Origin of the sequence: Pararhizobium sp. (assembly GCF_965279435.1) — a bacterium.
Classification (GTDB): domain Bacteria; phylum Pseudomonadota; class Alphaproteobacteria; order Rhizobiales; family Rhizobiaceae; genus Pararhizobium.
Map to the genome: position 1 here is coordinate 2887993 of NZ_CBDIHY010000003.1, position 25320 is coordinate 2913312.

Below are 25320 nucleotides of genomic sequence, written 5' to 3' on the forward strand. Positions count from 1 at the left end.
AAGGTTTAGTCGCCCGGCACTCCCCTACATCTGGGGTTGGCGAGGGGCGTTGTGAGCGTGGTTTGCGGCGATGTGTTCTGCGGTTGATTTGAGCAGGTCCGGGTCAACTCCCATGGCGCGCAATGCCCGGGCAGCGACGCCATGGCGCATGTCCGCTATGACGAAAATGACGTGGGCGCCCAGCAGAGGCGCATGTTCCTGCCGGTTGGCCGCCAAAACCTGCAGGACCTCCTGGCCCGAGGCTGAAGCATTGTATAAATGCTGTTGAGCCGGACGCACGGCTGTGTCGCCGCCGTCGGCCCAGATTGCGCCGGGGGCAAGACCGATCGAACGGAGTGCGTCAGCGTATTGCTGTTTGATCGCTGGCTTGATGGCGGTTTGGCGGGCTCCGATTTGGTCGAAAACCTGTTGTGCCGTCCCGTCGGGAAGGTCGAAGGCGGAGAGCAGGAAATGCTCGGCGCCGGGCTCGCTCTGGTGATCGTCGAGAGCATGCTTTTCAGCTTGAAGACAAAGGGCACTGATGGTTTTCATGTCCGTGAGGCGTGCTTTTATGCGTCTGAACATACAAGACTCCTTATAGGGGATCGTCCACGATGAGGTTTGACAGGCGCTTGTGTGCAGCCTGTTTCGATATGCCAAGGGCTTGGGCTATTCTTGACCAGGACCAGCCTTGATCGATTGCAGCCCTGACGGCTTGCCGTTCCAGGGTGTCAGCCATGCGACGCAGGGCCACCACGGCGGCCAGCGCATCGTCGGGTTCTTTCGGAAAAGTGCTGGGGTCAAACATCCGTCAACAATAGTTGACGGATGTGAATTGTCAACCATTGTTGACGAATTAGGCCGCGAATTAAAATTGTATCGTGGAACGCGGTCCGGCCGATGAGACTGTTCAATCCGGCAGGCGGTAATCGACGATGCGGTTTTCGCGGACGATGAACAGCTTGCCGGTTTCCGTCTGATCCGGGCCGACCAATGGCAGGAGCTTTGCAGCAACTTCGGACGGGTGCGGTACGGTGGACGGGTCTTCGCCGGGAATGGCCTGCGCGCGCATGGCTGTGCGGGTGGCGCCCGGATCGACCGAGAGGATGCGCAACGGCAGGCGCTGCGTTTCACCGGCCCAGGTGCGGGCCAGAGCCTCGACGGCGGCCTTGGAGGCGGAGTAGGGGCCCCAGAAAGGCTTGCACTTGTGGGCGGCGCTTGAAGACAGGATCAGCGCGCGGCCGGCATCGGATTGCTGCAGCAGCGGATCGACGGACCGGATCAGCCGCCAGGTGGCCGTGACGTTGACGGTCATCACCTTCTCGAACACCTTGGCCTCGACATGGCCGACAGGGGAGATGACGCCGAGAACGCCGGCATTGGCAACCAGAATGTCGAGCTTGCCCCAACGCTCGTTGATAGCGCCGCCAAGCTTGTCGATCGCTGGCATGTCGGCAAGGTCGAAGGGAACCAGCGTCGCCGGCAGTCCACCAGCCGACTTGATCGCGTCGTCAAGGTCTTCCAGCCCACCGACCGTGCGGGCGCAGGCAATCACCTGCGCGCCGGCTTTCGCCAGTTCAAGCGCTGTAAAATAGCCGATGCCGCGCGATGCGCCGGTGACCAAGGCTATGCGGCCCTTGAGATCGATCATGTCTGGGTGGCTCCGAATTCATTGATGCGGGCTTGCTGTGCCACACGTCCGGGTTCTGACGCAAGTCAGGAAGCGAAGGTTCAAGGCGTCAAGCGCTGTTCCTCAAGCCCTTTCGGGCTCAAGGATATGGTTCAGCCATTGCTGGCGAGCATGGACAATTTCGGGCTTGTCGTATCGCCGTTTTTGTCGAGAAGCCGCGTCGGATAGTCGCCGGTGAAATAGTGGTCAGTGAACTGCGGGCGGGCATTGTTGCGGTCTTCGCCGCCGACGGCGCGGTACAGTCCGTCGATCGACAGGAACTCCAGCGAATCGGCGCCGATGAACTTCGCCATCGCCTTGATGTCGGTGTACTGGTTGGCCAGCAGCTTGTCGGCGTTCGGCGTGTCGATGCCGTAGAAGTCGGGATAGAAGATCATCGGGCTGGCAACACGGATGTGCACTTCTGTGGCACCGGCATCGCGGATCATCTGGACGATCTTCAGCGACGTCGTGCCGCGCACGATCGAATCGTCGACGAGCACGACGCGCTTGCCTTCGATCATCGCCCGGTTGGCCGAATGCTTCAGCTTGACGCCGAAAGCGCGGATCGACTGTGTCGGCTCGATGAAGGTGCGCCCGACATAGTGGTTGCGAATGATGCCGAGTTCGAAGGGAATGCCGCTCGCCTGGGCGTAACCGATTGCAGCCGGCGTGCCGCCGTCCGGAACGGGAACGACGACATCAGCCACGACAGGCGATTCCTTGGCCAGGTTGATGCCCATGTTCTTGCGCGCCACATAGACGTTGCGGCCGCCAACCACCGAATCGGGGCGGGCGAAATAGACATATTCGAACAGGCAGAGCCGTTCCGGCTGCGGATTGACCGGCTTGCGTGCATCAATCTGGATCGAACCATCCGCCTGGATTTCGCAGATGATCACTTCGCCGTTTTCAACGTCGCGAATGTACTTGGCGCCGATAATGTCGAGCGCGCAGGTTTCCGAGCAGAAGATCGGCTTGCCATCGAGTTCGCCCATCACCAGCGGCCGGATACCGGTGGGGTCGCGGGCGGCGATCAGCTTGGTGCGGGTCATGGCCAGCATCGAATAACCGCCTTCCATCTGCCGGATGGCGTCGATGAAGCGATCGGCCGTCGAGGTATGGCGCGAACGGGCGATGAGATGAAGGACGACTTCGGTGTCCGATGTTGACTGACAGATGGCGCCGGTGGCGATGATCTGGCGGCGCATCGTCAGGCCGTTGGTGAAGTTGCCGTTATGGGCGATGGCGATGCCACCGACTTCCAGTTCGGCAAACAGCGGCTGGACGTTGCGCAACGCGACTTCGCCCGTCGTCGAGTAGCGCGTGTGGCCGATCGAGATGGTGCCGGGCAGCTTTGCCAGGATCGCCGGGTCGGTATAGTGATCGCCGACAAGACCCATGCGCTTTTCGGTGTGGAACTGCTTGCCGTCGAAGGTGACGATACCGGCTGCTTCCTGGCCGCGGTGCTGCAGGGCGTGCAGCCCGAGCGCCGTCAGCGCCGCCGCATCCGGATGTCCCAGAATGCCGAACACACCGCACTCTTCGTGCAGCGTATCGCCGTCCATTTCATCGTGAATTTCTGCGGCTCGCAAATGGGTCATCGCTGTTGGCCTTTATGTTAGCGGCTGGAACGCGTTTGGCATATCGTATTGGGTACATGATCCTTCAAGCCGGGAAGGCCTGAGGGTTTCACATATCATTGTTGCAAAATGGACAGAGCCCGCAAAAGCGGGCCCTCATTTTCTCGTTCGGCCTTAGCCGTTGGTCGCTGCACCGTTGGTGGCGGGCGTTTCTTCGGCCGGCGGCTGGGTGGTCGTGCCGCCTGTGCCTTCGCTCTCGCCTTCGCCGGTCGTATCCTTGCCGCGCAGGCGGTCGAGGATGGTGGCATCGGCATTCTCAGGCAGGAGCGCGATCAGCTTGCCGCCGAGATTGTCGAGCAGCGGCTTGGATTTGGCAGTGGTGACCCAGACCGGCTGCTGCTGCGGGGCAACCAGCCAGTTGAAGAACAGCATGGCGACGACCACGAGCAGAACACCACGTGCGGCGCCAAACAGAAAGCCGAGTGTCCGGTCCAGCGCGCCGATGCGGCTGTCGATGATGAAATCGGCGATCCGCATGGTGATGAAGGAGACGATGATCAGCGCGACGAGAAAGACGACGCCGGCCGAGCCGATCATCGCGACTGTATCGCTGCTGGTGTAGTTCTTGGCATAGGGCAAAAGGTACGGGTAGAGGAAATAGGCGGCAGCCGCGGCGCCGAGCCAGCTTGCGACCGACAGAACTTCCCGGGAAAAACCGCGAACCATGGCCAGAATGGCTGAGAAAAGCGCGACGCCGAGAACGATACCGTCGAGAATTGTAATGGGCATATTGTCCTACTCCGAAACCGCCTTGAGACGGCCCCACGCTGATTGTCCGCGAACCATATATGATGACGCGAGAGGCGTCTTTCGATGGTCCATGATTGAACACTGTTTTCACCGGAATTCGCCATTTTTAAGCAGCGGCATCCTCAATCATCATTGTCGGCCTGCTTCAGGGCTCCTTTCGAGCCGGCAATGCGCGCCACCAGATCCGGCAGGCTTTCCATCTCCGCCCAGCTCATGCCGCTACCCTTGGGCAGGTCGGCGGAGGCAGACGGCAGGACGGCCTGTGAAAAGCCAAGTTTCTCGGCTTCTTTAAGGCGCTGGGCGGTATGCGCGACCGGCCGGATGGCCCCGGACAGACTGACTTCGCCGAAATAGACGCAATCGGAGGGAAGGGCAAGACCGGCAAGCGAGGAAACCAATGCGGAAGCGACCGCAAGATCGGCTGCAGGCTCCGAAATCCGGTATCCGCCGGCAATATTGAGATAAACATCGTGCTGTCCGAGCCTGACGCCGCAATGAGCCTCAAGCACCGCAAGGATCATCGACAGCCGGGCCGAGTCCCAGCCGACGACGGCGCGGCGTGGCGTTCCAAGCGAAGTCGGCGCAACCAGCGCCTGCACTTCGACCAGCACCGGCCGCGTCCCCTCCATGCCGGCAAAGACGGCAGCGCCCGGCGATTTCGAATTGCGTTCGCCGAGAAACAGTTCCGAAGGGTTGGTGACTTCGCGCAGCCCCTTGTCGGACATTTCGAACACGCCGATCTCGTCGGTCGGGCCAAAGCGGTTCTTGACGGTGCGCAAGATGCGGTAGTGGTGGCCGCGATCGCCTTCGAAATAGAGCACCGCATCGACCATGTGTTCGACAACGCGCGGTCCGGCGATCTGGCCCTCCTTGGTGACATGGCCGACCAGAACGATGGCCGCACCCGTCTGCTTGGCAAAGCGGATCATTGCCTGAACGCCGGTGCGCACCTGCGTCACCGTGCCGGGGGCCGAATCGGCGGTGTCGCTCCACAGCGTCTGGATCGAATCGATGATGGCGAGATCCGGCCGCCGGCCTTCGCCGAGCGTCGCCAGAATATCCTCTACATTGGTTTCTGCGGCGAGAAGCACCTCGGTATCGGCAGCCCCCAGCCGCTGTGCACGCAACCGTACTTGCGCCACGGCCTCTTCGCCCGAGACATAGATGATCCGGTGCCCCTGCCGCGACAGGGCGGCAGCAGCCTGCATCAGCACCGTCGACTTGCCGATGCCGGGATCGCCGCCAATCAGCACCGCCGACCCGCGCACGAACCCGCCGCCGGTTGCCCGGTCAAGCTCGGAAATCCCCGTCATGATGCGCGGCGCATCCTCGATCTCGCCAGACAGTGTCGTCAGCGCCACGGGACGGCCCTTCTTCGGTGTCCGGCCGGGGCCACCGCCGATGCCGCCCATCGGGTCTTCCTCGACGATCGTGTTCCACTGGTTGCAGCCTTCGCATTTCCCCACCCACCGGGCGTGAATGGTACCGCAGTTCTGGCAGATGAATTGTGTCCGGGCTTTCGCCATCAAATTTCGCTTTCGGGGAAGTTTTCAGAGGTAACGTCCTGGCGGCCGTGAAGGATGCGGACAGGCGAGGCGCAAGGGGTGGAACAGAAACAGATCAGCCGTTAAAAACAACGGTGATCTCCTTTTGTTCTAATCTATAACATCGTTTTCTTGATTCCAAGCCCGCAATCCCGAAAAGCTATTCCGCCTCGATATACGCCCGCTCATACCGCGTCCCAAGGCTGGTCAGCATTTCGTAGCCGATCGTGCCGCCGGCGCGGGCAACGTCATCGATGGCGACATTGTTGCCGAACAGTTCGATATAATCGCCGGGCCGGACGGCATTGTCGGTAAAATCAGTGATGTCGAACAGGCTGAGGTCCATGGTGACGCGGCCGAGATGAGGGACTTTTTGGCCATGCAGGAAGCCGTAGGCGCCGGATGGTGTTGCCTGGCGCAAGGTGACGCCGCCGCCGGAGACTGAGCGGTGATAGCCGTCGGCATAACCGATGGCGACGATTGCCACGCGGCTGTCGCGGGCAAACTGCGCCGAACCGCCATAGCTTGCCGTGTCGCCGGTTCGAACGCGGCGGATCTGCAGGATGCGTGCCTCGGCCGTCACCACCGGTTTCATCGGATTGGCCAAGCCGTTGACGGCTTCTCCGCCATAGGTGGCGATGCCCGGCCGGGTCATGTCGAAATGGAAATCGGACCCGAGATGAATGCCGGCCGAATTGGCAAGGCTTGATTCGATGCCTTCGAAAGCCGCCGTAACCGCACGGAATGATACAAGCTGACGGCGGTTCAGCGGATGCGCCTGATCGTCGGCGCAGGCGAGATGGCTCATCACCAGAACGGGTGAAAAGTTCGCCGGGCGGGCGGGATCACCGGCAAGTGCCAAAGCTTCATCCAGTGTCAACCCCAGGCGGTTCATGCCGGTATCGACATGCAGCACGCAAGGGTGATTGCCGCGCGATGACAACACCGACATGAAGAAGGCCAGTTGCTCCTCGGAATTGATGATCGGCACGAGGCCATTGTCGAAGAACAGCTGTTCGTTGCCCGGCCACATGCCGGCAAGAATATGGATGCGGCCATCCGGCACGATCGGGCGAAGCGCCACGCCTTCCTCGACGCTGGCAACGAAGAAATCCCGCGCCCCGGCGGCGTAGAGCGTGCGTGCCGCCGGTTCGATGCCGATGCCATAGGCATTGGCTTTGAGGACAGCGGCTGCCCGCGCCTTGCCGGACAGCCTGTCCATATGGCGCCAGTTATCGGCGAGCGCACCGAGGTCGATGGTCAGGCGGTTGGACGCAGCCTCAAAGGCAGGATCGGTGAGAAGGGGAGTGTGCAAATTGGCCATGGCGAGAGAAATACAGCCAAGCGGCGGCGGCTGCAATCACCTCAGTCTGTCAATCCGCGAGCGCTGTCGAAGAGGTCGCGGATTGCCGTGGCAGGCGGGAAGTACCGCCATCTGTCAGCCAAGGGTCAATTACATCAGCGACGATGTGATCATCGGTTCGACTTCCATAAAGCCTTCATAGATCATCTTCAGCGCGACGAAGAGGATGATGGCAAGGCCGAGATAGGAAACCCAGGGGAACCTGTGCAGCAGCTTGGCGATGTAGGACGCGGCAATGCCCATCAGCGCCACCGAGACCGCAAGGCCCAGAATGAGGATGTTCGGGTGTTCGCGCGCTGCACCAGCAACAGCGAGCACGTTGTCGAGCGACATCGAAACGTCGGCGATGACAATCTGCAGGGCCGCCTGCTTCAGCGTCTTGCGCGGTGCACCGCTTCCAACCGAGCCGTCCTTGTTGACGTCTTCGCCTGTCAGCGATTCCAGTCCGGCATTTTCTTCCTGGGCTGCGGTTCGCAGCTCACGCCACATCTTCCAGCAGACCCAGAGCAGCAGGATGCCGCCGACCAGGAGAAGGCCGAGGATCTGCAGCAACTGGGTGGCGAGAAGGGCGAAGATGATGCGCAGGACGGTGGCAGCGGCGATGCCGATCAGGATTGCCTTGCCGCGCTGTTCCTTGGGAAGTCCGGCTGCCGCAAGACCGATAACGATGGCATTGTCGCCAGCCAGAACGAGATCGATCGCAAGCACTTGCAGCAGCGCGATAAAAGCTTCCATGAACAGATTTCCCCAGGCTGGTAGCGGCAATCGCGGCAAAATGCCGCGAAGGATTTGCTAATTTTCTTTCCGCTTAACCGCATGCCTGGAGATTTGCAACACGGCCAGTGACCGTTCCGGGGTTCAGCGGCCTTTTTCGCCGGTCAGTGTTCCTCGTATTGCGTGAACGACGGATCGGCGAGATCGGTGAAGCGGGTAAACTCCGCCTGGAAGGCGAGCTTGACCGTACCGGTCGGTCCGTGGCGCTGCTTGGCGATGATCACGTCCGCCGTGCCCTTGACCGCTTCGAACTTCTGCTTCCACTCTTCGTATTTCGGGTCGAACTCGTCGCGCGGCTCCATGTTCTTCACGTAATATTCCTCGCGGAACACGAACAGCACGACGTCGGCGTCCTGCTCGATCGAGCCGGATTCACGAAGGTCGGAGAGCTGCGGACGCTTGTCTTCGCGGCTTTCCACCTGACGGGAGAGCTGCGACAGCGCGATGATCGGCACGTTCAGTTCCTTGCCAAGCGCCTTCAGACCCGTGGTGATCTGGGTGATTTCCTGTACGCGGTTGTCGCCCGATTTGCCCGAGCCGGTCATCAGCTGGATATAGTCCACCACGAGGCAATCAAGGCCGCGCTGGCGCTTCAGGCGGCGGGCACGGGCCGACAGCTGGGCAATCGAGATACCACCGGTCTGGTCGATATAGAGCGGCGTCTTCTGCATCGTCTGGGAAAAGCCGACCAGCTTCTCGAACTCGGCTTCGGAAATATCACCACGCCGGATCTTGGATGATGACACGTCGGTCTGCTCGGAGATGATACGTGTGGCCAGCTGCTCGGAGGACATTTCGAGCGAATAGAAACCGACGACGCCGCCGTTGCGCGCCTTGAACGATCCGTCGGCCTGAACCTCCGGTTCATAGGCATGCGCAACGTTCCAGGCGATGTTGGTGGCAAGCGAGGTCTTGCCCATGCCCGGGCGTCCGGCCAAAACGATCAAGTCGGAGCGCTGCAGGCCGCCCATGCGGGCATCGAGCGACTGGATGCCGCTGGAAATGCCGGAAAGATGGCCGTCACGCTCGAAGGCCTGCCCGGCCATGTCGATCGCCAGCGCCACAGCATCGTTAAAGGCCTGGAAGCCACCGTCGTAACGGCCGGTTTCGGCCAGTTCGAACAGGCGGCGTTCGGCGTCTTCGATCTGGCTCTGCGGCGGCATATCGAGCGGCGCGTCATAGGCGATGTTGACCATGTCTTCGCCGATGGTGATCAGCGAGCGGCGCAGCGCCAGATCGTAGATCGCCCGGCCATAATCTTCCGCGTTGATGATCGAGACAGCTTCGGAGGCCAGGCGGGCAAGATACTGCGCCACCGTCATATCGCCAACTTTCTCGTCGGCCTTCAGGAAGGTCTTGATCGTCACCGGATTGGCAGTCTTGCCCATGCGGATAATGTCGCCGGCAACTTCAAAAATCTTGCGGTGCAAGGGTTCGTTGAGATGGACCGGCTTCAGAAAGTCCGAGACGCGGTAGAAGGCGTCGTTGTTGACGAGGATGGCGCCCAGCAACGCCTGTTCTGCCTCAAGGTTGTTCGGGGCCTCGCGGTACTGTGCTTCGGCCTGATCCTTGGCGATGGGTGCAAATTTGCGCGCGATCTCGTTCATGGCGTCCCGTCTCTGTCTGTCGTCATTCTCTGGTGTGCTACCGGTTTGCGGGTCTTGCCGCCAAGCGTCAATGCTTTGGCTGCAACAGTGGCCACCGCATTGGACGCAGGGACAAGCCGTCACCGTTGTTCACAGGCGCTTATGCTCGAACTCGAAAAAACTGTCGATAGCGCTATTTCCTGTTGACCGGATTTCATCCGAATCGGTGCCGGTCAATGGATTGCCGTATTCTAGCCCGGTTGGCTGCGGTTTACACGGTTTTTGGCCCTGCCGGGATCAGCGGCTTGAAAGACCGGCTTTGTTGAACTAAATAGGACTGAAATAAGTAGTATGCTACTAATATGAAAAAGGTACGAAATGCTCAATTCTGCCGTTAATCGCGAACTTTTCGATGCGCTGGCTTCGGTAAACCGCAAGCTGCGGGCGCTGTTTGATGCGCGGGTAAAGGAGCGCGGGCTGACGCTGTCGCGTGCGAAGGCCCTGTTTGCCCTGTCAAAGCGCGATGGCCTCAATCAGCGCGAACTGGCCGACGAACTCGGCATCGAAACGCCGACGATCGTGCGCTTGCTTGACGGCATGGAAAAGCAGGGGTTCATTGAGCGGCGGGTCGAGGCAACAGACCGGCGCGCCAAGCAGATCCACATGACCGACCGTGGCCGTGACATCGCCGGCGAAATCGATAAGCTGGCCTGCGAAATTCGTGAGCAGGTTCTGGGTGGCGTCGATAACAAGGACAAGGCCATCGCCTTGCAGGTGGTCAGCCTGATGGCCGGCAATCTCGTTTCCATCGGCAGGGATTGAGCGGCAGATGAACACGGCGGCCCCAAGCAGCGCGAGCGACAACCGCATCGCGCCCCAAACGCCGGTCGCCGAGCCAGTGCTGCAACCTATCCAGCCACCGCCAGAGCCGATGAGCCCGGCAAGGGCGGCTATCTACATGGCGTCCTCGCTGCTGCTGTTCCTGACGCAGGGCCTGGGCATGAACCTGCTCAACGCCAATATCTACCAGCTTCAGGGGTCGCTCTCGGCAACGACATCGGAGATCGCCTGGCTCTCGGCCGCCTATATCGCCCCCTATGCGTCGATGTCGATTGCCCTGTTCAAGATCCGCATGCAATACGGCCTTCGCCGGTTCGCCGAACTCAGCATCGTCTGCTTCGTCCTTGCCTCCGTTCTCAATCTCTTCGTCTCCGATCTGCATTCGGCAACGGTCGTCCGGTTTCTGAGCGGCATGGCCGCAGCCCCTCTGTCGACACTCGGCTTTCTCTATATGCTCGAAGCGTTCCCGGCTGCCCGCAAGCTGTCGGTGGGCCTCAGCCTCGCCTTGATGAACACGACACTCTCGGCGCCGATTGCCCGCATCATTTCGCCGCCGTTGATGGATATTGGCGGCTGGCAGGCGCTTTATACATTCGAAATGGGACTGGCGCTGATGGCGCTGCCGGTCGTCTATCTTCTGCCGCTGACGCCGCCGCCGCGTGCCAATGTCATCCAGAAGATGGATATCCTCAGCTATCTGCTGCTTGCCACCGGTTTTGGCTGCCTGGCTGTCTTCCTGACGCTCGGGCGGCTGTACTGGTGGTTCGAGGTGCCGTGGCTTGGGATGCTGTTGGCCGCGTCCATTGCAGCGTTGACGCTGATGGTCGCTCTTGAACTGCCCCGCAAACTGCCGCTGATCGATCTGCGCTGGGTGTTCTCGAGAGAGAACATGCACATGGCCGGCATCCTGCTATTGTTTCGCGTCGTCAGCTCCGAGCAGACGACGACGGCGGCAAATTTCTATATGCAGCTTGGCCTGCTCAACGAGCAGACGCAAACCATGTATGCGATCATCCTGCTGGCCTCGATTGCCGGCGGACTTGTCTGCACGGTTCTGATGCTGACACGCTATGTCGAAACGGCCCATGTGCTGGCACTGGTATTGATTGCCACTGGTGCTTTCCTCGACAGCCAATCGACCAGCCTGACCCGGCCGGAACAGATGTATCTGAGCCAGGCGATGGTTGCAGCGGGCGCTGCCATGTTCCTGCCGCCGGTGATGTCCAAGGGATTTGCCGCAGCCCTCGCCAGGGGCGCGCCGTTCCTCGTCAATTTTCTGGTGATCTTTCTATTCACCCAGAGCATTGGCGCAATCGTTGCACAGGCAGCACTCGGGACGTTCGTGACGCTGCGGGAAAAGTTCCACTCCAACGTCCTGGTCGAGCACATCTTGCTCACCAATCCCTTCGTTGCGCAGCGCGTGTCGCAACTCTCGGGGTCTTATGGCAAAGTGATTACCGACAAGTCGCTGCTGAATGCCGAAGGCCTGCAACTGCTTGGCCAGCAGGTGACGCGCGAAGCCAATGTCCTTGCCTATAACGACGCCTTCCTCGTCATTGCCATTGCGTCTGCCACCGGTCTCATCCTTCTGCTCGGGCACCTGGCCTGGCAGCGTCTTATTCCGCACACGGCAGCGACACCTGCAGTTGCCGCCCAGTCCTGATCCGTCCAGAGTATATTTCATGCTGAAAACACTGCGTTCCCAAACGACTATCCTGACACTGCTGGCCGGTTTTGCCGGAGTGCTGCTGGTGCTCTATGCGTGGCGGCTGCCACCGTTCGCGACCACTGTCGAGATGACCGACAATGCCTATGTCCGCGGTTATGTGACGATCGTCAGTCCGCAGGTGTCCGGCTATGTCGCGGCGGTCCCGGTCAAGGATTACGAGGTGGTCAGGGCAGGGCAGGTTCTGGTTACGATCGACGACCGGATCTATGCCCAGAAGCTGGCCCAGGCCAAAGGCACCCTGGATACCCAGAAGGCGTCCTTGTCAAACTCCTATCAGCAGGAGCTGTCGGCAAAGGCCAGCATCGCTGCCAGCGAAGCGCAACGCGACAGCGCCGTCGCGACGCTGACGCGGGCTCAGCAGGCGTGGGACCGCATCAAGCCGCTGGCGGAAAAAGGCATCGCGACATCGGTCGATCTCGATACGGCGCGGGCAACCCTTGAACAGGGAAGGGCAGGTGTCGATCAGGCGACGGCTGCAATCGAAGTGTCCCGCCAGAACCTTGCCACCACCATCGGCTCGCGGGCGGGTCTGGAGGCGGCGGTGCGCAGCGCGGAGGCCGCCGTCCAGCTGGCGCAGATCGATCTCGACAACACCACCATCACCGCACCGCAGGACGGCACGCTCGGCGAAGTCGGCGCGCGCCTCGGTCAGTATGTCACGGCCGGAACGCAGTTGATGGCGATCGTGCCGAGGGATGTCTGGATCATCGCCAATTTCAAGGAAACCCAGCTCGATGGTATGAAGATCGGCCAGCCGGTGATGTTTACCGTCGATGCGCTCAACAAGGCCAAGCTGAACGGCCATGTCGAGCGGTTCTCACCGGCCGCCGGCTCCGAGTTCAGCGTCATCCGCGCCGACAATGCCACCGGCAATTTCACCAAGGTCGCCCAGCGGGTGGGTGTCCGTGTCTCGATCGATCCCGGTCAGCCACTGGCAGAGGCTTTGGCGCCGGGCATGTCGGTGGAAGTGCATATCGACAAGGCGGCGGAACCGCAGGCCGTCAAGTAACGGCCATGCCCTGAAATGCGAAAGGCCCGCGATATCAATCGCGGGCCTTTCGTTTTGCCTATGAGGCAAGCGGGGCACCGCAAAGGTGCCCGTCGCTCTGACGATTACTCGTCGTCGCCGTCGAATTCGGCTTCCGGGTTGAAGAAGTCTTCCGGCTTCAGGGCATCTTCGTCAACGCCGTAGATGGCGTCGGCCGATGTCAGGCTTTCGCCCTTCTGCTGGCGTTCTGCTTCTTCGGCCGAACGGGCAACGTTGATCTGAACCTTGATTTCGACTTCGGCGTGGAGGTGCAGCACAACTTCGTGCAGGCCGATGGTCTTGATCGGGTTGTTGAGGTCAACCTGGTTGCGGCCGATGTTGAAGCCTTCTGCAGCCAGAACGTCAACGATGTCGCGAGCAGCAACCGAACCGTAGAGCTGACCTGTTTCGCCGGCCGAACGGACGACGATGAAGGACTTGCCGCCGAGGGTTTCGGCAACGGTCTGGGCTTCGGACTTGCGCTCGAGGTTGCGGGCTTCCAGCGTCGAACGCTCGGCTTCGAAACGCTTCTTGTTGGCTTCGTTGGCGCGCAGCGCCTTGCCGAGCGGCAGCAGGTAGTTACGGGCAAAGCCGTCGCGAACCTTGACGGTCTCGCCCATCTGGCCGAGCTTTGCAACGCGTTCGAGAAGAATGACTTGCATGATAGTGTCCTTTCGTTTGTCTGTTTTAGAGGTCTTTTGTTTCAGTTTCAGTGGTTTTCCCCGCCGGCGACAGCGCGATGGCGCGCCGCGTGTCCATCAGACCCGACAGGAGAAAGAAGAATGCCGGGATCGTGAAGAGCACGACCGACAGATAGCCAAGCCACAACACCGGAAGCCGCCAGGACTTGCCGCGTGTGCGGAAATGGAAGACGGCAAAGCCGGCCAGCAAGAAACCAGCGCCGAACGTGCCGCAGACAAGCGCACCGACGATCGCTGGAACGCCGCCCATGAAGGCAAGCAGCAGGCCGCCGAGGAAGGCGAAGATCGAGAAGCGGTGCATGCGCAGTGTCGACGGCATGTCTTCGCGGGGACGAAGGCTCTTGCCGGAGGTCTGGACGATGCGGGTGGCGATATAATAGGCGGCAAACAGCATCAGCACCCAGATCGCACCCTGAACCATCGGCAGAGCGACGGAAAAGATCGACTTGATCTGGGCGATCGAGGCAGCATCCGGATTGTAGCCGGGTTCCTGCGCCTTCAGCGCTTCCATGACGATATCGATCATCCGGTCGGACATTGTGCCGTCATAACCGATGATGACGCCGACGATCAGCATGCCGATCGTCACAAGCACGGCGAGATTGGTGAGGATATCCGAGAGCGGATACCAGGCCATTGCCCCATCAGGACCGCCAAGCTCGGATGCCGGCCGGGCCAGATTGGCAAGGTGGCTGAGCCATGCGGCCGGGATCAGCGTGATGACGGCGATCAACAGGGCGAAATAGGGGGAGACAAGTACGGTGCCCGTCAGGCCGGCAACGACGACGGCGGTGATCGCTGCGGTATTGCCCCAGCCAAGGCCGGCAATCAGGATCGGCAGGGCAGACGCGGCATAAAGCACGATCGCAAACGACGACTGCGTGTTCGCGCCAAGCGAAAGCAAGGCGGCGGTCACGCCGGCAAAAGCGCCTGTTAACAGCGATGTCTGGTTCAATGTCTTCACGGATCGCTGTCCTGCTATCAAGCAGTTAGAGGCGTTTCCTTACTCAGGAACGAAGCCCCAACATGGGTTTTAGCGCCGAATGCGCCTGTGTTTCCGATCCGCGCCCAACGCGGAAGGGAGAAGGTGAGGCGATGCCATCGGCTGTTCGCCTCACCTTGAGTCAGTATCCGTCGAGTCAGAGACCTAACGGACGGTCAAGTCTTAGGACATGACGTAAGGCAGGAGGCCGAGGAAGCGGGCGCGCTTGATGGCCTGGGCCAGTTCGCGCTGCTTCTTCTGGGACACTGCCGTGATACGCGAAGGAACGATCTTGCCGCGCTCGGAAATGTAGCGCTGCAGCAGACGGATGTCCTTGTAGTCGATCTTCGGAGCGTTAGCGCCGGAGAAAGGGCAGGTCTTGCGACGGCGATGGAACGGGCGGCGTGCCGGAGCGGATAATGTATCAGCCATAATGTCTCTCCTTATGCCCGGTCTTCGCGCGGACGGCGCGGACGGTCTTCACGGTCGCCGAAGCCACCTTCGCGCGGCGGACGCGGGCCACGGTCGCCGAAGCCACCACGGTCAGGACGGTCGCCATCACGGCGTGGACGGTCATCGCGATCACGCTTCTGCGTCATGGCGGACGGGCCGTCTTCGTGCTTTTCAACAGCGATGGTCATGTAGCGAAGAATGTCTTCGTTGATGCGCATCTGGCGCTCGATCTCGTGAACGGCCGGTGCCGGAGCATCGATGTCCATCAGAACGTAGTGAGCCTTACGGTTCTTGTTGATGCGGTACGTCAGGGACTTGAGGCCCCAGTTTTCGACGCGCCCGACTTTTCCGCCATTAGCTTCCAGTACACCCTTGTACTGTTCGACGAGAGCGTCGACCTGCTGTGCGGAAATATCCTGCCGGGCAAGGAATACATGTTCATAAAGAGCCATGAGGCTTTGCCTTTCTTGCGTTAATCGTCACCCGGAAATCGGCGGCTAAGCCTCAACGACTGTTCAAGTGGCTGCAAGCAGCCGGCAAGAAAGTGTTGTTTCGAGACGGTCGAGAGCGGAGACACGGGAGGCTGGACCCCTATAGGTCCTGACAGGTCTCTTAAGGGAAACCGGCCCTCCGTTCAGCCACCAGCCAGAAGACCGGGTGTTGCGAACAGCGCGCTTATACGCATTTTCGGGCAGGAAGCAAGGGGCGGGGGGAATTTAGGGGGAATTTGGCTTTTCCGTTACCCTTGTGGGGAGGGTGGCCCAAAGGGCCGGGAGGGGCTTCTCGTGCTCCGCGCTTGCGCGCTTTGCCCCCTCCCCAACCCTCCCCACAAGGGGGAGGGAGTAGTTTGGCGTACGCCGCACTTACAACGTCTTTCATCCCCACGCGAAGAACCGCCATGGGTTTCAAAGAGCAAACTGGCCGGGGCACATCGGGTGCCTCAGGTAGTTAAGAGTAGGTGACACCTCTCAGCGCCCCGTTCGATGTCTTTTGCCGCGCTTCTCAGGTTCTTCTGCGCTTTCCCGTGTCAGGAGAAAGCCTCCAATGCCCCAGCCCGGCCGCTTATCCGCTGGGCTTTTCAATGCGACGGGGTTCAGCCCTGCACCCTTGGACGGCAAAACCGTCCGGCGGGGTGAACCGCCTGTGGTGTGGCTACCCGGCACGCCCGGTCCATTTTCATGAACCGGAGGAGAACCGCCTTTCACGCAGCCCCGGGGATTTCGCGCGCGTTTCGCCAAACCATCCGGGCACCGGCCCCACCTCGCCGGCAACGCTTTCCGGTGTATCCGTGATGAGACGGGAAGAAGTATGGCACGGGTTTTCAGGACGGGGATTTGCGGGGATGATTCTGGCGCAAGACGGTGCTCTGGCTCCGGCTGCGCCGCCTGTTGCAGCCATTGTAACTGTAACGTACTTCCCCGCCCGGCCACGAAGTGTTCCTGTGATGGCGGCACCCACAGGAGTATTGTTATGAGACGATTGTTCCTCGCCACCGTGATGGCCACGGCGATGATCTCGACGACCGCTACGGCTTTCTCTCCTCAGGAGTTGCGGCAACGCACGCTTGAACGCCGCGCCGTGGAAGCGGTCATCTGGGGTATCCCGGCTGTCAATTACGACCTGATGCTGCAGGAAATGCTGACCAAGACGAAGGGCAAGATCAACCAGATCGTCTATTGGTCGCGGCCGCTCGACTGGCACAATCAGACGCTGACGCCGAATCCGGACGCGATCTATCTGATGACCTTCACCAACACCAAGGATGTCGGGCCGGTCGTCATCGAGGTGCCGCCGGCGCAAGGCGGCTCGATCAACGGCAATATCGTCAATATCTGGCAGATGCCGCTTGAGGATGCCGGGCCTTTGGGAGCGGATCAGGGCAAGGGCGGCAAGTATCTCATCCTGCCGCCCGGCTACACTGAAAAGATCCCTGACGGTTACATCCCGCTGAAGTCCGACACCTATGGCGGATACGCATTGCTTCGGTCGAACCTCGCCAGCCATAGTGACGCCGATGTCGCGGCGTCGGTTGCCTACGCGAAAAAGCTGAAGGTCTATCCGTTGTCGCAGGCGGCCAGCCCACCGGAGACGGTGTTCAGCGACGCCAAGGACGTGCTGTTCGATAGCACTATCCGCTACGATACCAGCTTCTTCACATCGCTCGACCGCATCATCCAGGCCGAGCCGTGGCTGCCACGCGACCGGGTGATGATCGACCAGCTGAGGACGCTTGGCATTCAAAAGGGAAAACCCTTCGAGCCGGATGCGCGAACGAGTAAGCAGCTTGAGGCCGGCATTCATGAAGCGCAGGAGTGGCTCGAAGCCAAATACGATTCGGAATTGGTCCCCTTCTACGGCAAGGGCCGCTGGAATTTTCCGGCCAATCCTGAATTGGTCAAAGCTGCCAGCGCCTCCTTCGACGAGCCCGATGCCTATCCAGTCGATATTCGCGGCCTGACCTACAGCTATGGCTATATCGGTATCAAGCGCCTCGGAACGGGCCAGTTCTATCTGATCTCGATCAAGGACAAGGATGGCAAGGATTTCGACGGGGGAAAGACCTACAGGCTCAATGTGCCGGCCAATGTGCCGGTCGAGCAATACTGGTCGCTGACTGCCTATGACCGTGAGACCCATGCTCTGATCCGCAACATGCCGCGTGCCAGCCGCTCGTCGCAGATCCCGGAACTAATCAAAAATGCCGACGGTTCGGTCGATCTGTTTCTCGGACCCAAAGCCCCACATGGCAAGGATGTGAACTGGATACCGACGGATCCGAAGCGGGATTTCGAACTGATGTTCCGGCTCTACGCACCGACGAAGGCCTTGTTCGACAAGGCATGGGTGCTTTCGGACGTTGAGCGGGTCCGGAAATAGGCTTGGCCCCGGCGAGTATGCGCGCCGTGACTGTTACGAAACTTGTTCTTACCGGGGGCATCGCCACCCAATCACTTTTGCCTTCCAACGGGAGACGACAACGGTGCTTTCCAGACGAACCTTTTTGATATCGACGGCGCTGATTGGCACCGTGTCTCCCTTCTTGTTGGACACGGGAGAGGCACTTGCCGCTGACCTCACCGCTGAAGAAGCGCGCACTATAGCCAAGGAAGCGACCATTTATGGTTTTCCGCTCGTCGATAACTACCGGGTGCAACACTCCTATTTTGTCGACAAGGGTGGCCCCGAGTATAAGGCGACCTGGAATACACTGGTCAACAATGCGCGCGTCTATACGCCGGATGACAAGGCGATTCAGACGCCCAATTCGGACACGCCCTATTCCTATGTCGGGGCGGATCTCCGCGCGGAACCGTTGGTCTTCACTGTGCCGAAGGTCGAGGAAGGGCGTTACTACTCCCTGCAGTTCATCGATATGTACACATTCAACTTCGCCTATGTCGGCAGCCGCGCCACTGGCAACGCAGCGGGGCACTACTTGTTGGCAGGTCCCGGCTGGCAAGGGGAAAAGCCGGAAAACGTGACGGCCGTCATACGATGTGAAACGGCATTCGCTTTCGTTCTTTACCGGACGCAGCTTTTCGGTCCTGACGATATTGAGAAGGTGAAGGCGGTGCAGGCGGGCTACGCGGTTCAGCCACTATCCGCGTTCGCAGGCAAACCGGCTCCGAACCCCGAACCCCGGGTGGATTTCTTTAAGCCGCTGATATCTGCCGACCAACGAACCTCACCACAATTCTTCGAGGAGTTGAATTTCATTCTTCAATTCTGCCCGGTACATCCATCGGAAGAAGACATCAGAGCCCGGTTTGCCAAACTGGGAATCGGTGCCGGTAAAACGCTTGATGTTGCGGCCATGAATCCGGATCTGCGTAAAGCTTTGACCGAAGGAATGGCGGATGCCTGGGCAGAGTTCAAGACGTTCAAGGAAACGCAAGTGGACACCGGCAAGCGGAGCAGTGCCGATAGCTTCGGCACACGCGACTCTATGGCCGGCCGTTATATCGACCGAATGTCCGGCGCGGTTCTGGGAATTTACGGCAATTCCAAAGATGAGGCGATGTATCCGGCTTATTTCGTTGATAGCCGCAAAAAGCCGCTCAACGGCAAGGATATGTACAGACTGCGTTTCGCCCCCGGTCAGTTGCCGCCTGTAAACGCTTTCTGGTCCCTGACGCTCTACGAACTCCCAGACAGCCTTTTGTCGGCAAATGTTCTGAACCGGTATCTGATCAATTCGCCGATGCTGCCCGGCTTGCGCAAGGATGACGATGGCGGGATCACGCTCATCATCCAGCATGAATCTCCTGGTGCAGACAAGGAAGCCAACTGGCTTCCGGCTCCTGCCGGTCCTTTCTTTATGGCGATGCGCCTCTATTGGCCGAAGCCCGAAGCCTTAGACGGGCGCTGGAAGGCGCCGATTCTTGATCACAACAGCTAAGCGGAGAACCGAAATGATCAACAGTTTCGCAGCAAGAACGGCCGCTGCCGGTATCACTATCGCCCTCAACTGCACGGTGGCATTTGCTGCCGAACCTGTGACGGTCGATAATTTCATTCGCGCCGAAAGCGATCTCTATTTCAGCAATATGGTGAAAGACGGCGCCTTAGGTAAGTTCGTCCATCGCCGCGAACCGGCAGACGTCGCCAATCAAACCGTCATCCGCCTCAACCGGGATACATTGTATTCGTCGGTGGTGATCGATCTGGATGCCGGACCGGCAACCGTCACCTTGCCGGATGCAGGCACACGCTTCATGTCGCTGATGGTGGTCAACGAGGACCATTATGTCCCGGTGGTTTCCTACAAAGGGGCGACCACCCTGACGAAGGAGGCGATCGGAACCCGGTATGCTGTGGTCGGCATCCGGACATTCGTCGATCCTGCCCAGCCGGAGGACGTCAATCAGGTACATGCTCTTCAGGACGGTTTGAAAATCAACCAACCCGGGGGGGCGGGAAAATTCGAGGTGCCGGACTGGGATCAGGCCAGCCAGAAGAAGGTCCGCGATGCGCTGCTCGTTTTGGCAACAACCATGCCGGACTTCAACAAGGCGTTTGGATCGAAGGCTGAAGTGGATCCGGTGCGCCATCTCGTGGCCAGCGCCGCCGCCTGGGGCGGAAATCCCGACAAGGATGCGAGCTATTTGAACATCACACCGGCGAACAATGACGGAAAACAGATCTACAAGCTCGACGTCAAGGATGTTCCGGTTGACGGATTCTGGTCGATCAGCCTCTACAATGCGAAGGGTTACTACGAGAAGAACCCCTATGATGCTTATGCGCTCAACAACGTGACGGCCAAGAAGAGCGCGGACGGTTCGATCGCCATCCAGTTCGGTGGCTGCGACGGGAAAATTGCCAATTGCCTGCCGATCGTGAAGGGCTGGAACTATACCGTCCGGCTCTATCGCCCGCGCGAAAACATTCTCGACGGTGCCTGGAAATTTCCCGAGCCCCAGCCGCTGCGATAAGCTGGGCTGCGCGTCGATGATTGGCAGGAGTGCGTTGCCGTTGACGACGCGCCGTAACCGCGCCGCTCCGAATGTGGGGCGATGCGGTGTACCGGCCGATAGGGCCTCAGCTCGGTGCCGCCTGCTGGTGCGGCCGGGTCATGTTTTTCATCTCCGCGCCAGCCGCCTTTCGACGGCCATCACCATGTGGCCGGCAACCGCTGATGCCCCTCGAACGACGGAAAGTGTGGCAGGACTTCCTCGGCCAGCTCCTGGATGATCTCCTTGACCGGGCGTTCCGAAAACTGGATGCCGAGGGCTGCATGATTGACGCCTGCTTCCCGCCACGCATGCAGAAGCGCGATCAACCCCTTTCTGCCGGTCCTGAGCACGAAGCCGCCGTGCTGCGGGGTGGGCGGGAAATCGGTGTCGCCGACAAGATCCAGCCATTCGTTGGTCATGTGCGGTCTGAAACCGCCATCGGGGATGCGGTTGCGCCATGCACGAATGTTTTCGGCAAGCCGTCTGGGGCCATCTGCAGTATGGGTGGCCTGCGGATAGGTTAGCCAGCCATCCGCGTGTTCCGCCACCCATTCCGGCGATTGCCGGCTTGATCCCGTCACGATCAGCGGAATGCGTCCCGCAGCCGCTTTGGGCATCAAGGTTGCCCCATGAAGTGTGCCCAACGTTCCGCGAATGGAGGGTTGGCCGTCTGCGACAAGCTGGCGAAACCAGGCGACCGCTTCTGCAAAACGGGCGCTGCGTGCATCGAAATCAATACCATAGGCCGGGAATTCGACAGGCCGGTCGCCCGATGCAATACCCATCACCAGTCTTCCGCCGGACAGATGGTCGATCGTCGCCGACATTTTCGCAAGGTCGATGGGATGGCGCAAACTGAAGATTGCGCTTCCGGTCGCCAGCGCAACGCGCTCGGTCCTGGCCGCCAGGTAGGCGAGATAGGTGAAGGGGTCGAAGACCTGTCCCGCATCGCCGAAGTTTGGATCGTAGAGCGGAACGTCGCGGACCCAGACGGCCGCAAAGCCGCGGCGATCGATATCGGCAACGTGTTCGGCCTGGCCTTCCAATACCCGCATGTCACCCTGCCAGAAGCGCAACGGCAGGAAGATGCCGATCGTCAGATGGTTGGGTGCAAACATGCGGCGATAGCCCGGATGCGCCGCGAAGGCGTCAAAGGAAGCCCCTCCGAGCAGGGTGCCCGCCGGTGCCGTGTTATCCATAATGTTCATGGTGGTCGCTACTCCTCTGTGAAATCTGCTCAGGGACCGGTCGCTGGAGCCGGAAGGGAAATGCCGCGCTGGACGGCAGGGCGAAGCGCAACCTGATCGTGCCAGCGGGCAAGATGCTGGTGATGGGCAAAGCCGAATCCGCAGATCGTGGCGATGTGCGTCCAGCCGAAATGGGCGATATCCGCGATGGAATAATTGTCGCCCGCCAGCCATTCATGCGTCGCAAGCCGGCCGTCGAGCACCGCGAACGCATCTTCGGTCAGGCGGCGGTAGCGCTCGATGGCATCCGGTATTTTCGTTGCGGCAAACATTTCGAAGTGCACCCGCTGACCCAAAAGCGGTCCGAGGCTCGATGCGTGGAACTGAAGCCACTTGATCGCTTCCCATCGCGCAACGGTGGCCTGTGGAAGAAGCTGCCCGCTTTTCTCTGCGAGATAGAGCAGGATGGCGGCGGATTCGAACAGGGTGACGCCCGTCTCGTGATCCACGATCGCGGGGATGCGGCCGTACGGATTGAGCGCCAGAAAGGCCGGCTGCCGGTGCTCGCCCTTGTCGATGTCGATATGATGCAGGCGATAGGGCAGCGCCAGTTCTTCAAGCGCAATCGTTGCCTTGAACCCGTTCGGGGAAGAGTCGGTGTAAAGATCAATCATTCAGGTTGCCCTGCTGGGAGATACAAAACCCGGCCTGATCTGCGCTGCGGTATTGTGGCTCCGTCACTAAGTCTGGCATGTGGTCTCCGTCTCTTCCTGATGTGCGCTTTGCTAAATTTGCGGAGCGGCCTCTAGTCTGTTAATACGTTGAATGGATACCAATAAAAAACGATTCAATCTGATCTTAGAATTTAGATAGGCTAATCTTTGAATCCTTTTCTCCCTCTTCTTGCGCTGCGCGCATTTGCTGAAACCGGGCGTCATGGCAGCCTGAAGAAAGCGGCGGATGCGATGGGCGTCACCGCCGGGGCCATCAGCCAGCAGATTAAGCAATTGGAGGATCGCCTTGGCGTGATGCTGTTCACGCGTACGCGTTATGGCGTGCGTTTGACGCCCGCAGGTGAGAAGGCGCACCCGGCCCTCGTTCTGGCTTTTGACCAGATCGCGCGCAGTCTCGACGTCCTGGAGACCGTCAATGCACGGCCGGCGCTGACTGTCAGCACGGAGCCGTCCTTTGCGGCATCCTGGCTGGTGCCTCGGCTGGGGCGGTTTACGGCCCGTCATCCGGAAATTGAAATCCGGGTGGAGGCGACGTCGCAGCTTGCCGATCTGCAAAGGGACCGCGTCGATATTGCCATCCGCCACGGCCTTGGCCGCTATCCCGGCCTCGTTTCGGAACGGTTGATGACCCCGGCTCTTCTGCCTGTCGCCGCACCTGCGCTGTTGCGGAACGGCCCAGCGATCAATAACCCCGCAGATTGCCTTGCCTATCCGCTGCTTCAGGACAGTGCGCGGGCGGATTGGCGGATGTGGTTTCAGGCGGCCGGCGTGGCCGGCGACGGGCAGGCCGAGCGTGGGCCATCTTTCGACGACGATTTCCTGCTCGTCCGCGCAGCCATCGCCGGGCAGGGCATAGCCCTTGTGCGCGACCTCTATGCCACGGAGGAAATCGCTCTTGGCCGCCTGGCCCTGGCGCTCGACACCCCTTGGCCAACCGATTTTGCATATTACGCTGTCACGCATCCGCAAACGGCTGCGCGCAAAACGGTGCAGCAGTTTATCGGCTGGCTGAAGGCGGAGGCATCAGGGGAATGTCTGTCAGACTGAGGGGGGCGAAAGATGCGCGTCAAGGCGGACCGGTTCGGGCCATCTCCGCTTCCGGCTATGCGGCCGGGAGGTCCGTTGCCTGTTGGGCCAGAGCCGCCATTGACGCCATGATTTGATGGACATACACAGACGTATTGGCAGAAGGAGACTTATGCGCAGAGGATCAGATTTCAACCGCATGTAGCGGTATCGTTCGGCCCCCCAAGGTGCCGGTCTTCTTTGCATATCTATTCTGTGGAGTTCTCATGGAGAACCAAAATCCGGTGGTCCGGCCGTATATGGCGGCGACGGACACCAAGACGCTGTCAGGCATCTGGCTCGACGCTTCCCTTCTCGCTCACCCGTTCATCGGTGCATCCAGACTGATCGAACAGCGGCAGCTGATCGAGGAAAAATACCTGCCCAACGCAGAGACCTGGGTGGCCTGCCACAGGTGTGAGCCGGTTGGTTTCATCAGCGTGATGGACACGTTCGTCGGCGGAATCTTTGTCGCCCCGGGCCAGCAGGGCCGGGGCATAGGCCGCATGCTGATCACCCAATGCGGTGGATCGAAAGGGCACGCTTTCCCTGGAGGTTTATACCGAAAACGAGCAAGCCATGCGGTTCTACATGGCGTTCGGGTTCGTGGAAGTGTCGCGCAGAGCCACCGACAATGAAGGCTTTCCGTTCGAGAACGCGAATTTGCGATTAAAGGGCTGAAACAGCGGCCGGGCGACCTAATGGGTTGCCCGGCTATGACTGCTGCTGACGTCAGGCAGTTGCCAGCTCTGCCCCTCAGATAGGTGCCGGATACATCTTGTGCAGCTTGGCAATGCCCTTCAGCACGGCGTCTGACAACACCACGTCTTTGGCGCCGATATTGGTCTTCAGCTGTTCCATGCTGGTTGCGCCGATGATCACCGAGGTCATGAAGGGGCGGGTGAGGCTGAAGGCGAGCTGCATCTGGGCAAGGTCGAGACCGTGTTCGCGGGCAAGGGCCGCGTAGGCCTGGACTGCGGGTTCCTGATATTCGGTATAGCGGCCGCCGAGATCGCCGTTGATCGACAGGCGCGAGCCTTCCGGGTTGGCGCCGCTCAGGTATTTGCCGGAGAGAAGACCGGCGGCCAGCGGCGAATAGGCGAGCAGGCCGACATCTTCGTGGTGGCTGACTTCGGCAAGGTCGAGATCGAAGGCGCGGTAAAGGAAATTGTATTCGTTCTGCAGCGAGGCGATGCGGGGCAAGCCGTGTTTCTCGGCAAGCGCCAGCATCTTCATCGTGCCCCAGGCGGTATCGTTGGACAGCCCGATGGCGCGGACCTTGCCCTCTTTCACGAAGGCGCCGAGCGTCTCGACGATGGAGGCGAGGTCTTCGACCGTTGCGGATGTGTCCTGATGCGAGGGGTCGTAGGTCCAGGCCTGGCGGAAATGATAATGGCCGCGGTTTGGCCAGTGCATCTGGTAGAGATCGACATGATCGGTCTGCAGGCGCTTCAGGCTGGTCTCCAGCGCCTCGCGCATGGTCTTCGGGCTGGCCGGCGTGCCACTGCGAATATAGGGGCGGCCGGGGCCGGCGACCTTGGTGGCGACGACGATCTCGCTGCGCTTGCCGCTCTTCTTCAGCCAGGTGCCGATATAGTCCTCGGTCAGGCCCATGCTTTCCGGGCCAGCCGGGGTGACGGGGTAGAGTTCGGCGGTGTCGAAGAAGTTGACGCCCTGGCTGACGGCATAATCCATCTGCTCATGCGCTTCCGCTTCGCTGTTCTGCGTGCCCCAGGTCATGGTGCCCAGGCAGATTTCCGAAACCGTGATGCCGGTGCGGCCGAGTGTGTTGTATTTCATGGTGCTCAACGTGCCTCAAACTTGTTCGGCGGCGAATG

The 25320-nt window shown here is 60.3% G+C and carries 24 protein-coding genes; 8 read left to right on the plus strand and 16 right to left on the minus strand.

The genetic code is table 11. The features are described 5' to 3' along the window. Positions 1-24 precede the first annotated feature (24 nt). From ACQY8Q_RS19640 to ACQY8Q_RS19680, 9 genes are all read right to left on the minus strand, one after another. The gene (locus tag ACQY8Q_RS19640) at positions 25-639 is read right to left on the minus strand and encodes a Clp protease N-terminal domain-containing protein (RefSeq protein WP_428428104.1); all 615 of its coding nucleotides are present in this window, start codon (positions 637-639) and stop codon (positions 25-27) included. Then, positions 575-787 carry a helix-turn-helix domain-containing protein gene (locus ACQY8Q_RS19645; RefSeq protein ID WP_428428105.1) on the minus strand — a complete coding sequence of 71 codons (213 nt, stop codon included), beginning with the start codon at positions 785-787 and terminating at the stop codon, positions 575-577. The genes ACQY8Q_RS19640 and ACQY8Q_RS19645 overlap by 65 nt, the downstream gene beginning before the upstream one ends. Positions 788-889: 102 nt before the next feature. After that, positions 890-1630: an SDR family NAD(P)-dependent oxidoreductase gene (locus ACQY8Q_RS19650; RefSeq protein ID WP_428428106.1), complete on the minus strand. Its 741-nt coding sequence runs from the start codon at positions 1628-1630 to the stop codon at positions 890-892. A gap of 131 nt (positions 1631-1761) precedes the next feature. Next, positions 1762-3252, minus strand: a complete 1491-nt coding sequence (purF, locus tag ACQY8Q_RS19655) for an amidophosphoribosyltransferase (protein ID WP_426123316.1) — start codon at positions 3250-3252, stop codon at positions 1762-1764. 153 nt (positions 3253-3405) lie between these two features. Beyond that, a complete protein-coding gene (locus ACQY8Q_RS19660; protein ID WP_428428107.1) occupies positions 3406-4020 on the minus strand; it encodes a CvpA family protein in 615 nt (204 codons plus the stop codon). A 143-nt stretch (positions 4021-4163) separates the two neighbouring features. Beyond that, a complete protein-coding gene (radA, locus tag ACQY8Q_RS19665) occupies positions 4164-5567 on the minus strand; it encodes a DNA repair protein RadA (RefSeq protein WP_428428108.1) in 1404 nt (467 codons plus the stop codon). A 178-nt stretch (positions 5568-5745) separates the two neighbouring features. Next, entirely contained in the window at positions 5746-6909 is a 1164-nt protein-coding gene (gene alr / locus ACQY8Q_RS19670) for an alanine racemase (RefSeq protein WP_428428109.1), read from the minus strand. 129 nt (positions 6910-7038) lie between these two features. After that, on the minus strand, positions 7039-7683 hold the full coding sequence (locus ACQY8Q_RS19675) for a TerC family protein (protein ID WP_428428110.1): 645 nt from the start codon (positions 7681-7683) through the stop codon (positions 7039-7041). Between the two features lie 143 nt (positions 7684-7826). Next, entirely contained in the window at positions 7827-9329 is a 1503-nt protein-coding gene (locus ACQY8Q_RS19680; RefSeq protein WP_426231862.1) for a replicative DNA helicase, read from the minus strand. Between the two features lie 357 nt (positions 9330-9686). Here ACQY8Q_RS19680 and ACQY8Q_RS19685 point away from each other — a divergent pair, with 357 nt between their 5' ends. The 3 genes from ACQY8Q_RS19685 to ACQY8Q_RS19695 are packed head-to-tail and all read left to right on the plus strand — an operon-like array spanning position 9687 to position 12886. After that, complete coding sequence (locus ACQY8Q_RS19685) at positions 9687-10130, plus strand: MarR family winged helix-turn-helix transcriptional regulator (RefSeq protein ID WP_428428111.1); 444 nt, start codon at positions 9687-9689, stop codon at positions 10128-10130. A 7-nt stretch (positions 10131-10137) separates the two neighbouring features. Then, the gene (locus ACQY8Q_RS19690) at positions 10138-11811 is read left to right on the plus strand and encodes an MFS transporter (protein WP_428428112.1); all 1674 of its coding nucleotides are present in this window, start codon (positions 10138-10140) and stop codon (positions 11809-11811) included. Between the two features lie 19 nt (positions 11812-11830). Continuing rightward, positions 11831-12886: an HlyD family secretion protein gene (locus tag ACQY8Q_RS19695; protein WP_428428113.1), complete on the plus strand. Its 1056-nt coding sequence runs from the start codon at positions 11831-11833 to the stop codon at positions 12884-12886. 104 nt (positions 12887-12990) lie between these two features. Here the strand turns inward: ACQY8Q_RS19695 and rplI are convergent, their stop codons facing one another. The 4 genes from rplI to rpsF form a co-directional block, all read right to left on the minus strand. Beyond that, positions 12991-13566: a 50S ribosomal protein L9 gene (gene rplI / locus ACQY8Q_RS19700; RefSeq protein WP_113246011.1), complete on the minus strand. Its 576-nt coding sequence runs from the start codon at positions 13564-13566 to the stop codon at positions 12991-12993. A gap of 25 nt (positions 13567-13591) precedes the next feature. Beyond that, complete coding sequence (locus ACQY8Q_RS19705; protein ID WP_113246010.1) at positions 13592-14569, minus strand: DUF2232 domain-containing protein; 978 nt, start codon at positions 14567-14569, stop codon at positions 13592-13594. Between the two features lie 201 nt (positions 14570-14770). Next, positions 14771-15019, minus strand: coding sequence for a 30S ribosomal protein S18 (gene rpsR, locus ACQY8Q_RS19710; RefSeq protein ID WP_037107250.1), 249 nt, complete (start codon positions 15017-15019; stop codon positions 14771-14773). A gap of 11 nt (positions 15020-15030) precedes the next feature. After that, on the minus strand, positions 15031-15492 hold the full coding sequence (rpsF, locus tag ACQY8Q_RS19715; RefSeq protein WP_113246009.1) for a 30S ribosomal protein S6: 462 nt from the start codon (positions 15490-15492) through the stop codon (positions 15031-15033). Positions 15493-16510: 1018 nt separating this feature from the next. Between rpsF and ACQY8Q_RS19720 the strand changes: the two genes are divergently transcribed. The 3 genes from ACQY8Q_RS19720 to ACQY8Q_RS19730 all read left to right on the plus strand — a co-directional run bounded on the left by ACQY8Q_RS19720 (position 16511) and on the right by ACQY8Q_RS19730 (position 20475). Beyond that, on the plus strand, positions 16511-17917 hold the full coding sequence (locus ACQY8Q_RS19720; RefSeq protein WP_428428114.1) for a DUF1254 domain-containing protein: 1407 nt from the start codon (positions 16511-16513) through the stop codon (positions 17915-17917). 103 nt (positions 17918-18020) lie between these two features. Next, entirely contained in the window at positions 18021-19439 is a 1419-nt protein-coding gene (locus ACQY8Q_RS19725; protein ID WP_428428115.1) for a DUF1254 domain-containing protein, read from the plus strand. A 13-nt stretch (positions 19440-19452) separates the two neighbouring features. Further along, positions 19453-20475 (plus strand): DUF1254 domain-containing protein, encoded by a 1023-nt coding sequence (locus ACQY8Q_RS19730; protein ID WP_428428116.1) that lies wholly within the window; start codon positions 19453-19455, stop codon positions 20473-20475. Between the two features lie 179 nt (positions 20476-20654). Here ACQY8Q_RS19730 and ACQY8Q_RS19735 read toward each other — a convergent pair whose 3' ends face one another. Together ACQY8Q_RS19735 and ACQY8Q_RS19740 are read right to left on the minus strand one after the other, a co-directional pair. Continuing rightward, positions 20655-21704 carry an LLM class oxidoreductase gene (locus ACQY8Q_RS19735; protein ID WP_428428117.1) on the minus strand — a complete coding sequence of 350 codons (1050 nt, stop codon included), beginning with the start codon at positions 21702-21704 and terminating at the stop codon, positions 20655-20657. A 29-nt stretch (positions 21705-21733) separates the two neighbouring features. Next, a complete protein-coding gene (locus ACQY8Q_RS19740) occupies positions 21734-22357 on the minus strand; it encodes a glutathione S-transferase family protein (protein WP_428428118.1) in 624 nt (207 codons plus the stop codon). 207 nt (positions 22358-22564) lie between these two features. On the opposite strand from ACQY8Q_RS19740, the gene gcvA reads away from it, so the two are divergent. Together gcvA and ACQY8Q_RS19750 are read left to right on the plus strand one after the other, a co-directional pair. Continuing rightward, positions 22565-23464, plus strand: coding sequence for a transcriptional regulator GcvA (gene gcvA / locus ACQY8Q_RS19745; RefSeq protein WP_428428119.1), 900 nt, complete (start codon positions 22565-22567; stop codon positions 23462-23464). Between the two features lie 245 nt (positions 23465-23709). Then, the gene (locus ACQY8Q_RS19750; protein ID WP_428428120.1) at positions 23710-24120 is read left to right on the plus strand and encodes a GNAT family N-acetyltransferase; all 411 of its coding nucleotides are present in this window, start codon (positions 23710-23712) and stop codon (positions 24118-24120) included. Positions 24121-24238: 118 nt separating this feature from the next. Here ACQY8Q_RS19750 and ACQY8Q_RS19755 read toward each other — a convergent pair whose 3' ends face one another. After that, positions 24239-25282: an aldo/keto reductase gene (locus tag ACQY8Q_RS19755; RefSeq protein WP_428429827.1), complete on the minus strand. Its 1044-nt coding sequence runs from the start codon at positions 25280-25282 to the stop codon at positions 24239-24241. Between the last annotated feature and the right edge of the window lie 38 nt (positions 25283-25320).

Coding starts and splice junctions, on each gene's coding strand:
- ACQY8Q_RS19685 (WP_428428111.1), top strand. CDS start 9,687: ATGCTCAATTCTGCCGTTAATCGCGAACTTTTCGATGCGCTGGCTTCG.
- ACQY8Q_RS19690 (WP_428428112.1), top strand. CDS start 10,138: ATGAACACGGCGGCCCCAAGCAGCGCGAGCGACAACCGCATCGCGCCC.
- ACQY8Q_RS19735 (WP_428428117.1), bottom strand. CDS start 21,704: ATGAACATTATGGATAACACGGCACCGGCGGGCACCCTGCTCGGAGGG.
- ACQY8Q_RS19680 (WP_426231862.1), bottom strand. CDS start 9,329: ATGAACGAGATCGCGCGCAAATTTGCACCCATCGCCAAGGATCAGGCC.
- ACQY8Q_RS19695 (WP_428428113.1), top strand. CDS start 11,831: ATGCTGAAAACACTGCGTTCCCAAACGACTATCCTGACACTGCTGGCC.
- ACQY8Q_RS19650 (WP_428428106.1), bottom strand. CDS start 1,630: ATGATCGATCTCAAGGGCCGCATAGCCTTGGTCACCGGCGCATCGCGC.
- ACQY8Q_RS19750 (WP_428428120.1), top strand. CDS start 23,710: ATGGAGAACCAAAATCCGGTGGTCCGGCCGTATATGGCGGCGACGGAC.
- ACQY8Q_RS19730 (WP_428428116.1), top strand. CDS start 19,453: ATGATCAACAGTTTCGCAGCAAGAACGGCCGCTGCCGGTATCACTATC.
- radA (WP_428428108.1), bottom strand. CDS start 5,567: ATGGCGAAAGCCCGGACACAATTCATCTGCCAGAACTGCGGTACCATT.
- alr (WP_428428109.1), bottom strand. CDS start 6,909: ATGGCCAATTTGCACACTCCCCTTCTCACCGATCCTGCCTTTGAGGCT.
- rplI (WP_113246011.1), bottom strand. CDS start 13,566: ATGCAAGTCATTCTTCTCGAACGCGTTGCAAAGCTCGGCCAGATGGGC.
- ACQY8Q_RS19720 (WP_428428114.1), top strand. CDS start 16,511: ATGAGACGATTGTTCCTCGCCACCGTGATGGCCACGGCGATGATCTCG.
- ACQY8Q_RS19660 (WP_428428107.1), bottom strand. CDS start 4,020: ATGCCCATTACAATTCTCGACGGTATCGTTCTCGGCGTCGCGCTTTTC.
- rpsF (WP_113246009.1), bottom strand. CDS start 15,492: ATGGCTCTTTATGAACATGTATTCCTTGCCCGGCAGGATATTTCCGCA.
- purF (WP_426123316.1), bottom strand. CDS start 3,252: ATGACCCATTTGCGAGCCGCAGAAATTCACGATGAAATGGACGGCGAT.
- ACQY8Q_RS19645 (WP_428428105.1), bottom strand. CDS start 787: ATGTTTGACCCCAGCACTTTTCCGAAAGAACCCGACGATGCGCTGGCC.
- ACQY8Q_RS19755 (WP_428429827.1), bottom strand. CDS start 25,282: ATGAAATACAACACACTCGGCCGCACCGGCATCACGGTTTCGGAAATC.
- rpsR (WP_037107250.1), bottom strand. CDS start 15,019: ATGGCTGATACATTATCCGCTCCGGCACGCCGCCCGTTCCATCGCCGT.
- ACQY8Q_RS19740 (WP_428428118.1), bottom strand. CDS start 22,357: ATGATTGATCTTTACACCGACTCTTCCCCGAACGGGTTCAAGGCAACG.
- ACQY8Q_RS19675 (WP_428428110.1), bottom strand. CDS start 7,683: ATGGAAGCTTTTATCGCGCTGCTGCAAGTGCTTGCGATCGATCTCGTT.